This window comes from Caulobacter sp. HMWF025 (assembly GCF_003060965.1).
Lineage (GTDB): Bacteria > Pseudomonadota > Alphaproteobacteria > Caulobacterales > Caulobacteraceae > Caulobacter.
In genome coordinates, this window is record NZ_QAII01000173.1 from 19,271 (window position 1) to 30,283 (window position 11,013).

At 64.6% G+C, this 11,013-nt stretch carries 5 protein-coding genes; 3 read left to right on the forward strand and 2 right to left on the reverse strand.

Annotated elements, in window-relative coordinates; all coding sequences use genetic code 11:
- The coding region (locus DBR10_RS18080; RefSeq protein ID WP_158273176.1) for an HlyD family type I secretion periplasmic adaptor subunit at positions 1 to 867 on the forward strand (867 nt) is incomplete at its 5' end.
- A gap of 3 nt (positions 868 to 870) precedes the next feature.
- Positions 871 to 2,439: a TolC family outer membrane protein gene (locus DBR10_RS18085; protein ID WP_146184227.1), complete on the forward strand. Its 1,569-nt coding sequence runs from the start codon at positions 871 to 873 to the stop codon at positions 2,437 to 2,439.
- 202 nt (positions 2,440 to 2,641) lie between these two features.
- Here the strand turns inward: DBR10_RS18085 and DBR10_RS19225 are convergent, their stop codons facing one another.
- Together DBR10_RS19225 and DBR10_RS18090 are read right to left on the reverse strand one after the other, a co-directional pair.
- The gene (locus tag DBR10_RS19225) at positions 2,642 to 2,779 is read right to left on the reverse strand and encodes a hypothetical protein (protein ID WP_158272254.1); all 138 of its coding nucleotides are present in this window, start codon (positions 2,777 to 2,779) and stop codon (positions 2,642 to 2,644) included.
- A gap of 195 nt (positions 2,780 to 2,974) precedes the next feature.
- Complete coding sequence (locus DBR10_RS18090; RefSeq protein WP_108506304.1) at positions 2,975 to 5,335, reverse strand: family 16 glycosylhydrolase; 2,361 nt, start codon at positions 5,333 to 5,335, stop codon at positions 2,975 to 2,977.
- Between the two features lie 645 nt (positions 5,336 to 5,980).
- Here DBR10_RS18090 and DBR10_RS18095 point away from each other — a divergent pair.
- Positions 5,981 to 11,005 carry a family 16 glycosylhydrolase gene (locus DBR10_RS18095; RefSeq protein WP_108506305.1) on the forward strand — a complete coding sequence of 1,675 codons (5,025 nt, stop codon included), beginning with the start codon at positions 5,981 to 5,983 and terminating at the stop codon, positions 11,003 to 11,005.
- Positions 11,006 to 11,013: the final 8 nt, after the last annotated feature.

The window sequence follows — 11,013 nt, forward strand, 5'->3', positions numbered from 1 at the left end:
CTGATGGAAGCCCGCCGCGCCCTGCGCCTGCGCCAGAAGTCACAGCTCAGCGAGCAGGTGGCCGGCGAGTACCAGCAGGCTGAAGGCCTTCGGGCCGAGGGCCAGTCGCGCGAAAACCAGATGGGCCTCGTCAATGAGGAGCTGCAGGGCGTCCGCAAGCTCTACAAGGAAGGCTATGCGCCGATGAGCACGCTCAAGGCGCTGGAGCGGCAGGCTGAAAACCTCGCCGGCGAGCGCGGGCAGTTCACGGCGCTCTCGGCCCAGGTCAACAACAAGGTCGCGGAGCTGCGCATGCAGGCCCTGCAGATCGACGCCCAGCACCTGTCGGAAGTTCTCACCGACCTGCGCGACGTCGAGGCGCGCCTGCCGGAGCTGATCGAGAAGGAAGCCGCCCAGGTCGACCAGCTGAACCGGCTGGAGATCCGCGCGCCCCAGGCCGGCATTGTCCACGAACTGGAAGTCCACACCATCGGCGGTGTCGTCGGGACCGGCGAACCGATCATGCTGATCGTTCCCACCGATGACAGCCTGACGGTCGAGACCCAGGTCGCGCCTCAGTACATCACCCAGCTGTCGATCGGTCAGCCGGCCAGCGTCAAGTTCGTCGGCCTGGACCGCACGGTCCCCCAGATCGACGGAACCGTCAGCCGGATCGGGGCCGACCTCGTCGAGGATCGCCGCACGGGCGCCAGCTTCTATGTCGTCCGCATCGCCCTGCCCCGCAGCCAGGTGGCGCGCCTGGGCAATGTCAAGCTCGTGCCCGGCATGCCGATCGAGACCTATATCAAGACCGCCGACCGGACCGTTCTGTCCTACCTGCTCAAGCCTCTGGCCGAACAGCTCAGCAGAAGCTTCAGGGAGCGCTGATTGATGCGCCGTACGCTGCTGAGCGCGCTCGTCACACCGCTGATCCTGGCGGCGACCTGCGGCGTGGCCCGGGCCGAGACCCTGGCCCAGGCGGTCGGGGCTGCCTATGCCACCAATCCCAGCCTCGGTGCCGAGCGCGCCCGCCAGCGGACCTATGACGAGGACTATGTACAGGCCCGCGCCGGCTTTGGGCCGTCGATCAGCCTGACCGGTCAGACCAACGACACGCTCAAGCATATCGAAGACAAGCGGAACGGCAGCTACAGGGACAAGAGCGACACCAGTGAATGGTCCCTGCGCATGGATCAGGCCCTCTATAACGGCGGCCGCACCGGCGCGGCCGTCAACGCCGCCCGGGCCCAGATCCTGGCGGGACGGGAATATCTGCGGCTTGTGGAAAGCCAGGTCGTCTATGACGTGATCTCGGCCTATATGGCCGTCCTGCGCGATCAGGACCGGGTCAAGGTCTCGCGCGAGAACCTCGCCGCCCTCGAAGGCGAACTGACCGAGGCCAAGGCCCGCTTCGACGTCCGGCAGGTCACCCGCACCGACGTTGCCCAGTCGGAGGGACGCCTGCTCGGTGCCCAGGCCCAGCTGGCCTCCTATCAGGCCCAGCTGGCGATCTCGGCCGGCCAGTATGCCCGGATCGTCGGCCATGCGCCCGGCGAACTGGCCCCTGCCCCGGCCCTGCTGGAATTGCCGGCGAGCCTGGAGGAAGCCTTCGACGCCGCAGAGGCCGCCAATCCGGAACTCGGCCGCGCCAAATATGCGGAACAGGTGTCACGGGCCCGTGTCGAACAGGCCAAGGGGGCCCGCCTGCCGACGGTCACGGCCAATATCCAGTACGGCTACGGCGACATCAGTGCCTTCAACGGCACCGGTCAGACGGCTGCCCTGCGCCGAACCGAGCAGTCGCTGGACTCGCTCTCGGCCAATGTCGTGGTCCGCGTTCCCCTGTTCCAGAGCGGCAGCCTGAGTTCGGCGGTCCGCCAGAGCATCGCCCAGAACGGCGTCGACGACATGACCATCGAACTGACGCGGCGGTCCGCGCTTCAGAACGTGGTCCAGGCGTGGAACCAGCTCTATGCGGCCCGCAGTGGCCTGGCGGCCTTCGAAGCCCAGGCCCGGGTCTTCCTGCTGGCCTATGAGGGTGTCCGCCGCGAAGAGCCGTTCGGCCTTCGCAGCCGCATCGAGGTCCTGAATGCCGAGCAGGAGCTGCAATCGGCCCAGCTGCAACTGGTCAATGCACGCTATGACGAATATGTCGCCCGGGCCGCCCTGCTGGCGGCCACCGGCCGGCTGACGGCCGACAGCATTGATCCCTCGGCCAATGCCTATCAGCCCGATGCCTATTTCCGCAGCGTCCACCGCAAGGGCGCCCTGCCCTGGACGGCCCTGCTGCAGGGCATCGACAGTGTCGGCCTGAAGCCCGTCGGCAAGCCCGCGCCCTCGGATCTGAGCGACCTGCATCCGACGGCGGGCCCGGCCGGGCTTCCCCTGCTGCCGACCCCGACCGAGGCCCAGGCGTCAAAGCCACTGCCGCCGATCGCGGGCCGGGTGATCCAGCCCTAGCGCGTCTCCCGATCGGCGCAAACCGGCCATCGGGTCCAGAAATATTCTAGGCTTTTGATTTTGCGCTTTTTCCCATCTGACTGATGCAGTCAGAGCGAAATGGGCGCTGTCGCCTCGCCCGGAGCGCCCGGGGAGGCCGGCGGAAAAGGCCCCGCCCCGTCCGGTCGCAGGCTTTTCCGCTTCAGCGGCGACGCTCCTGGCGTCACCCCTCGAAATAGTCACTCCAGCCGGGGTGACGTTCGCCGCGAATGCGGCGCCAGATCCGGCGCAGAGTCCGGCCGATGAACGGCCAGGTCGCGGCGCCCAGGAAGTAGGTCAGTCCGAGAAGGGTTAGGAGCATCAAAAGCTTTGGCCCTCTTGCAGTCGGCAGGTCGCCGATGTCGCCATCACTAAACGTCTAGACTCTATAAGGTTGCAACTCTCTTAGAGCCAGATGCGGGCGTAATCGAGACCAAAGGCTGTCTCCACCGTCCTGCATGACAAACTTAGGGCAGATTGCAGGCGGGGCGAGCCCTGGGGCCCGCCGCGCCTGGTGTCAGACCAGCCAGAAATCGGACAGGGCCAGGGCTGGCTTGTTGGTCAGGGTGGCGATCTGCACCCGGTCTGCCGGGCTGCCGCCGTTGGCGTCATAGAAGAGGTCGCCGGTCCCGGTGTCATAGAGCAGGGTCGCGTGGCTGTCGGCCGCCTGGGGCGAGGCCCCGGCCACGAAGCCCAGGTCGACAAGGCTGGAGACCCCGAAGGAAGAAGCCTGAAGGGTGATGTGGTCAATCCCGGCCTGGAAGTCGGCGATGCGGTCCACCCCCAGTCCCGGCCCATCGAAGCGGAACGTATCGCCGCCGCCGCCGCCGATCAGGAGGTCGTTGCCGCCGCCTCCCGCCAGGGTGTCGGCTCCGGCGGCACCGATCAGGGTGTCGTTGCCACTGCCGCCGGTGATCGCCGTGCCTTCGACGCGCGCATAGCCGGTGAAGGCCTGCCCGCCATTATAGATCAGGGCCTCGACATTGGCCGCCGCCATGGCCTTGGTCAGGCTGGTGACCTGGGTGTCGTATCCGCCGCCGGCCAGCTCGACGACCGAGTCGCGGACATTGTCGACGACATAGGTATCGTTGCCGGCCCCGCCGACCAGACGGTCGCCGCCGAGGCCGCCATCCAGCCGGTCCGCTCCGGTTCCGCCCGTGATGACATTGTCCAGGCCATTGCCGGTACCGGAAAAGCCGCCGGTGCCGACATAGGTCAGGTTTTCAAGGTTCTCGGCCAGGACATGCGACAGAAGCGAGGTCCGGACCAGATCATAGCCCGCACCGACCGCCTCCATGACGACGTCGCCGGCATGGTCGACGACATAAATGTCGTTGCCGAGCCCGCCGATCAGGGTGTCGGGGCCGGCCGAGCCGGTCAGAACATCGTTTCCAGACGTGCCGTTGATCCGCTCGCCGGCCTCGGCGGGGGCATAGGCGCGAACATAGTCGACATCAAAGCTGGAGGCCGCGAGAGAAGCGGCGTCCGGTGTCCCGGCCCACGACCCGACAGCCAGGGTGACGACCAGATACATCGGCACGTTCATGTCGGCCGGTGTCGCCAGGCGATAGACCTCCGCGCCATCGACGTACCAGACGAGATCGTCCTTGTCCCAGAGCAGGCCATAGGTGTGGAAAGCGCTCGCGCCACCCGGCGTGAACACCGAGGAGCCGACCTGGCCGCCGGCGAGAGACGTGTGATGCAGGCTGGTGTTGTTGATGTCCGCCAGTTGGCCGCGGGCTTCCAGAATGTCGATCTCGGACCTGTCGCCCGGCTTGGTGGACAGAAGCCAGAAACAGGGCCACGCCCCCTGGCCGGCCGGCAGCCTGGCCCGCATCTCGAAATAGCCGTAGGTCTGGCTGAACGAGCTGACGCTCGAGAGCATGCCCGACACATAGTCAAAGGTCCTGGTGTCGGTCGGCCACATCGCGGCCTTTTCGGCGGCGGTGGAGGCCCGGGCCTGGATCGACACAACCCCTTCATTGACGGAGAACGGGTTCAGACCCAGCGCGCCGGCGGTGCTGCCGGTGAAGGCCGGATCGACAAACATCTGAACTTCGCCGGTATAGTAGCCGATATAGTGACTGGCCTTGGAGCCGAAGCCGCCGAAGCCGAATTCAGGAGCCCAGACGCCCGTGGCCGGGTTGCCGAGGGTCTGCAGTCGCAGGGTGTCGAACTCGTCGGCAAAGGTCAGCCTGAAGCGGGCCATATCGATGGGAAGCTTGAAGTTGTCGGCGGTGAAACTGTCGACGGACGTCGACCGGAAGGTGATGTCATCCGTCGCGGACAGCCGCAGCACGACGTCGGTGCCGACCTGGCTCATCGCGGCACGAACGGCCTCGAAGGTGGTCAGGCCGTAGCCCTGCAGCCGGACATAGTCGAGGCCCGACGAAGCACCCGAGGTGAAGTCGGTGATGACGTCATGGCCAGACCCCGTTCCGAACACGAACAGGTCGGAGCCGCCACCGCCCACCAGGACATCATTTCCGGCCATGCCGATCAGATTTTGAGTATTGATATCCCCGACAATGAGGTTCGAAAGAGCATTTCCGACGCCGGTATTGCCGCTCTTCGGCGTGTATCCCCAGATGTAAAGGTTTTCGACGTTATCGGGCAGTATGTAGTGGGTCGTGGTCTTGACGGTATCGATTCCGCCTCCGGCGGCCTCGATCACCCTGCCGGCACTGTTCTGGACGATATAGGTGTCATCCCCGAGTCCGCCGACCAGGGTGTCGACCCCCGCCGACGCCTGAAAGGCGTCTGCGGCAGCGCTTCCGGTCAGAAAATCGTTGGCCGCCGTTCCAAGGACAAGCGCCAGGGGCCCCTTGCTCTGGGCCAAAACCGTGCCCGCATAGTCACGATAGACAGTCGCCGCCATCGATTAATCCCCGAACAGTGACCCCGAAAACGGGCCAAATTACAGATTTCATCGATTTGATAATAAACAGAATTCTCCATGTATACGAATATTCACAACATATCGCCAATCTGCGACAAACTACCGCGCTCTACGGTCAAGCTTACACATGAATTTTACTGTGACTTTTGTCGTAAATGTGACGGAACGACACAAACACAGGCATTAAACTTGCGAAGCCAGCACATGTTCTGGTCGCAGAGGGCCCACTTGTTCGAAGATGACCCTTCAGGGGTCGCGCCTGTTCTGAAGGGCGCCTCGCAGGAGGCGCAGGGCAGGCTGACCGGGCGGGTGTCGATGTCTAAACAGGCGGCCATCGCCGAAATTGATGCAAAAGCACGCTTGCGATCGGCCCGCCGGAGGGATTCCTGCGACTGTACAGCCCCCGCGATCCCACTTCCCGTATGTGCTGTTTCAGTACAGTGGCGAATTCGCCCGCATGGAGAATCAAACCGTTAGGTCGCTACCAAAACGTTATGGTGCAACGCAAACCCGCATCAGCGGTTGTTAACCAAGCCCGACGCCTTGGCATCGTTATTGCAAGTTCGCCTGTAATCGATGCCGTCCAGTAACCAGTAAATATTATCTGCCCTTGCGAGGACTAAAATGGCTGTGTTCTACGGCACAACAAAGGCAGATTATCTCACCGGCGGTCCGGAAGATGATATTTACTATGTCGATAATGCTGGCGATCAGGTTTTTGAGATCGCCGACAATGGGTTCGACATCGTTTACGCCTCGACATCATGGACGGCGACTGCCGGGTCATTCATCGAGCGCGTTGTTCTGAACTCAACCGGCAACTTCAACCTCAAGGGCAATGCCCTTTCGATGGAGCTGGTCGGCAACAGCGGCATCAATACGCTGGATGACGGAGGCGGTGCGAGTGTCCTGCGGGGCGGGGCCGGCAACGACACCTACCTGGTCCGCAATGCGGGCACGATCGTGATCGAAGCCGCCGGAACCGACTACGACACCGTCCGGACCACGCTGGATATCTATGTCCTGCCCGAGGCCGTCGAGTACCTCACCTATATCGGCACCGGTGCATTCCAGGGGACCGGCAACGCCCTGGTCAATGTCATCACCGGCGGCACGGGCAATGACACCCTGGACGGCGGCGCAGGCTCGGACCGACTGATCGGCGGCCTGGGGAACGATATCTATGTCACGGACAATGCCAGCGACACGCTCGTCGAGAATGTCGGCGAAGGCTTTGATACCCAGCTGACGACCCTCGGCAGCGCCAAGGCGGCGACCAATATCGAGGCCCTGACCTATATCGGTGCCGGAAACTTCACCGGCTTTGCCAATGCCACCGGGACCGTCGTGACCGGCGGGACGGGAGCCGACACGCTGTATGGCTCTGCCGTCTCTGACACCCTGACCGGCGGCCAGGGCAATGACAATCTCACCGGCAATGCCGGAAACGACTTCCTCGACGGCGGTGCAGGCCTCGACCGCGCCATCTTCGCCGGAGCCCGGGCCCGCTACACGGTCACGCCCGACGGGGCAGGTGGATACTACGTTACCGATTCACTGGCCGGTGGTGACGGGACCGACCGGCTGGTTGGGATCGAAACCCTGGTGTTCAATGACGGTCAGTCGACCCCGGAGGCGCTGGCCCAGAGCGCGACCCTGACGGGCGACGCCAACCCCAACCTGATCATCGGAGCCCAGGGTGCCGATACCCTGGACGGGGCCGGAGGGGCTGACACCCTGATGGGTGGCGCGGGCAATGACGTCTATCTGGTCGACAGTGCGGCCGATGTCGTGGTCGAGCTGGCCAATGAAGGCCTGGATACCGTTCGCTCCACGGTGACCTACAGCCTGGCGACCGCCGCCAATGTCGAAGCCCTGGCCCTGATGGGTCTGGCCAACATCAACGGCACCGGCAACAGCGCCGCCAACAGCCTGACGGGCAACGACGGCAACAATGTCCTCGACGGCGGGGCCGGCAACGACACCCTGACGGGCGGCAAGGGCAATGACACCTATGTCGTCGACTCGGTCGGCGATGTCATCGTCGAGCTCGCCGGCGGCGGCGCGGACACGGTTCGCACCACGCTGTTGACCTATTCCCTCGGCGACAACCTGGAAAACCTGACCTTCTCCGGTGCCGGACCGTTCCGGGGTTACGGAAACGCCCTGGCCAATGTCCTGACCGGGGGGTCGGGTGCCGACACCCTGGAAGGCGGCCTCGGCAACGACACCTATGTGATCACCAATGCCAAGGCCCGCATCGTCGAGGCCGCCGGTGCCGGAACCGACAGCGTCGTTTCCACCGTCAGCTACCAGCTGTCCGACAATGTCGAGACCCTGCGCCTCTACGGAACCGGCGTTAATGGCGCGCGCCTCACGGGAGTGGGCAACACCCTGGCCAATACGCTCGCCGGCGATGCCAACAACCAGGTTTTCATCGGTCTCGGCGGCGCCGACACCCTGACCGGCGGTGGCGGCTATGACGAGTTCGTCGTCGCGCCGGGCTCCGGCCAGGACGTGATTACCGATTTCTCGGTCGGCGCCGGCGGCGACAAGGTCCGGATCGAGGTTCCCGGCTTTTTCGATCTGGCGACCATCAAGGCGCAAATGAGCCAGGTCGGCGCAGACGTTCTGCTGGACCTGACCAATGGCGACAGCGTGCTGTTCCGCAACACCAGCCTCGAAGCCTTCACGGCCGACAATTTCCGGGTGACGCTGGATACCCGCGACCTGCAACTGGTGTTCTCGGACGAGTTCGACAACCTGTCCCTGACCGATGGTGCCTCCGGGGTCTGGCAGACCACCTATGGCTATCGCGGGGCCGGCCCGGTCAGCAGCCACGTCCTGCAAGCGACCGGTGAAAAGCAGTTCTATGTCGACGCCGCCTATGCCGGCACCGGCACCGACCCGCTCGGCATCAACCCCTTCTCCGTGGACAGCGGCGTCCTGACGATCCGTGCCGCCCGCACCACCGCCGCCCAGAAGGAAGTCCTGTACGGGTTCGACTATGTCTCGGGCCTGCTGACGACCCAGACCTCCTTTGCCCAGACCTACGGCTATTTCGAGATGCGGGCCAAGCTCCCGAACGCGGGCGGGGCCTGGCCGGCCTTCTGGCTGCTGCCGGTCAGCGGCAGCAATCCGCCCGAAGTCGACATTCTGGAAACCAAGGGCGGCGACCCGAACAACACCTATATGACGCTGCACAACGCGTCCCTGCCCGGCAAGGCCGTCAACGACATCGCCTACACGCCGAACGCGGCCGGCGAGTTCCACACCTACGGCCTGCGGTGGGACGCCAGCTTCATCACCTGGTACATCGACGGTGGCGAGGTCTACCGGATCCCCACGCCGGCGGACATGAACCAGCCGATGTACGTCCTGGTCAATCTGGCGGTCGGCGGGACCTTCGGCGGGGTGGTGGACGATGCGGCGCTGGCGGCTACGGGCTTCCAGCTCGACTATATCCGGGCCTATGCGATCCAGGGCGTGACGATCAGCGACCCCGTCGTCGGCCAGGTCTTCGACGGCTCCAGCACAACGACGGTGGTCGCCGGCCTCGGCGATGACACGATCATCGGCGGGGTTGGCGCGACCCTCGCCTTCAGCGTCAACGGCGACTATTATGGCCGCTCGGGTTACGACAAGGTCGTCTATAGCGGCCTCAGCAGCGAGTACTCTGTCTTCAACGACGGCCATGGCGGCTACTTCGTCGTCGACAAGGACGGTGCCGGCGGCGCCGACCACCTGTCTGCCATCGAAGAGATCGTCTTCGCCGACAGCCAATCCAGCCTCTCGGCCATCGCCCAGGGCATCTACCTGCAGGGCTCACGGTTCTCGGAATCGCACACGGGCGGGTCGGGCAATGACCTGATCGTCAGCTACGGCGGCAATGACACGCTGAACGGCGGGCTCGGCAACGACACGCTGGCCGGGGGCTCGGGCAATGACGAGATCAACGGCAATGACGGCTCCGATACCGTCGTCTTCTATGGCATCCGCAGCCAGTACGCGATCTATGACGACGGTACGGGCGGGCTCAATGTCATCGATCTGGCCAATGGTCTGCCCGACGGCTACGACCACCTGACCAATGTCGAGTTCCTGAAGTTTGCCGACAAGACCGTGGCGGCCTCGGTCGCGACGGGCATCACCGTCAACGGAACCGACGCCGCCAACGACCTCTTCGGCACCTACGGCTATGACACCCTGAAGGGCGGCCTGGGTGACGACACCCTGCACGGCGGCGACGCCATCGATACGGCCGTGTTCGCCGGCGCGCGCAGCAACTACCTCGTGCTCGGCGACGGCGGGACCTCCTATTTCGTCATCGACCTCATCAATGGCGAGGGCATGGACCGCCTGTTCGACATGGAGGTGCTGCAGTTTGCTGACGTGACGGTGAACATCAGCGACACGGTGACCGGACTGCGCGCCGTCGCGACGGCTGACCCGGACTCGATCCTCGGCGGCACCGGCAGCGACCAGTTGTTCGGCCTGGCCGGCAACGACACGGCTGACGGCGGCCTGGGCGATGACAGCTTCACCGGCGGCGACGGCGATGATGTGTTCAATGCCGGCGGCGGGATCGACATGGCGGCCTTCGAAGGCCCGCTCAGCCGCTACGACATCTGGGCCGAAGGCAATGTCTTCAAGGTTCGCGACCTGACGGGTACCGAAGGCCTGGATACCCTGTTCGATCTCGAGCAGCTGAAGTTCAGCGACCAGATCGTGTTCGCGGCCGATGTGGCACGCGGGATCGAACTGATCGGCAACACCAGCGCCAATACCCTGACCGGCTCGGCCGGTGCCGACACCCTGGATGGCGGCGCAGGGCGCGACCGCCTGATCGGCGGAACCGGTGGCGATCTCTACAAGGTCGACAACAGCCGGGACGTCGTGGTCGAAGCCTTTGGCGAAGGCAACGACACCGTGCTGACCACCGTCTCGTTCACGGCCACGGCCGGTTCACAGATCGAGCATCTGGTGGCGTCGGGCACCTCGTCCATCAGCCTGACCGGCAATTCGTACGCCATGGAACTGGTCGGCAACGGCGGCTCCAACACGCTCAGCGACGGCGGCGCTGCGGATACGATGCGCGGCGCGACCGGCAATGACACCTACATGGTCACCAACGCCGGAACGATCGTCCTGGAACTGTCAGGCGAAGGGTCAGACACGGTCAGGACCAACCTCTCGGGCTACACCCTGACGGACAATGTCGAGACGCTTCGCTATACTGGCCTGGATACCTTCTTCGGCATCGGCAATGACGGGGCCAATTCCATCGTCGGCGGGGGCGGCGATGACACCCTGATGGGGGCCGGCGGCAATGACACCCTGGTCGGGGGCCTGGGCTCGGACCTGTTCGGCTTCGCGGGCCTGACAGACGGCGTGGACCGCATCAGTGACTTCGTGGTTGGCGTCGACCACATCGGTCTGAAGGCTACCGCCTTCGGCGTCGCAACCCTCGCGGACCTCAACTTCATCAGTGGCGTGAACCCGTTCGCGGTCGATGACCGGCCGACCGTTCTCTATGACACCAAGACCGGCGCGCTCTATTTCGATGCCGAGGGCAGCACGGACCGGGTGCAGATCGCTGTGATCAGCAATGCCCCGTCCTTGACCCATTCGGATATCGCCCTGTTCTAAGCCTGGCC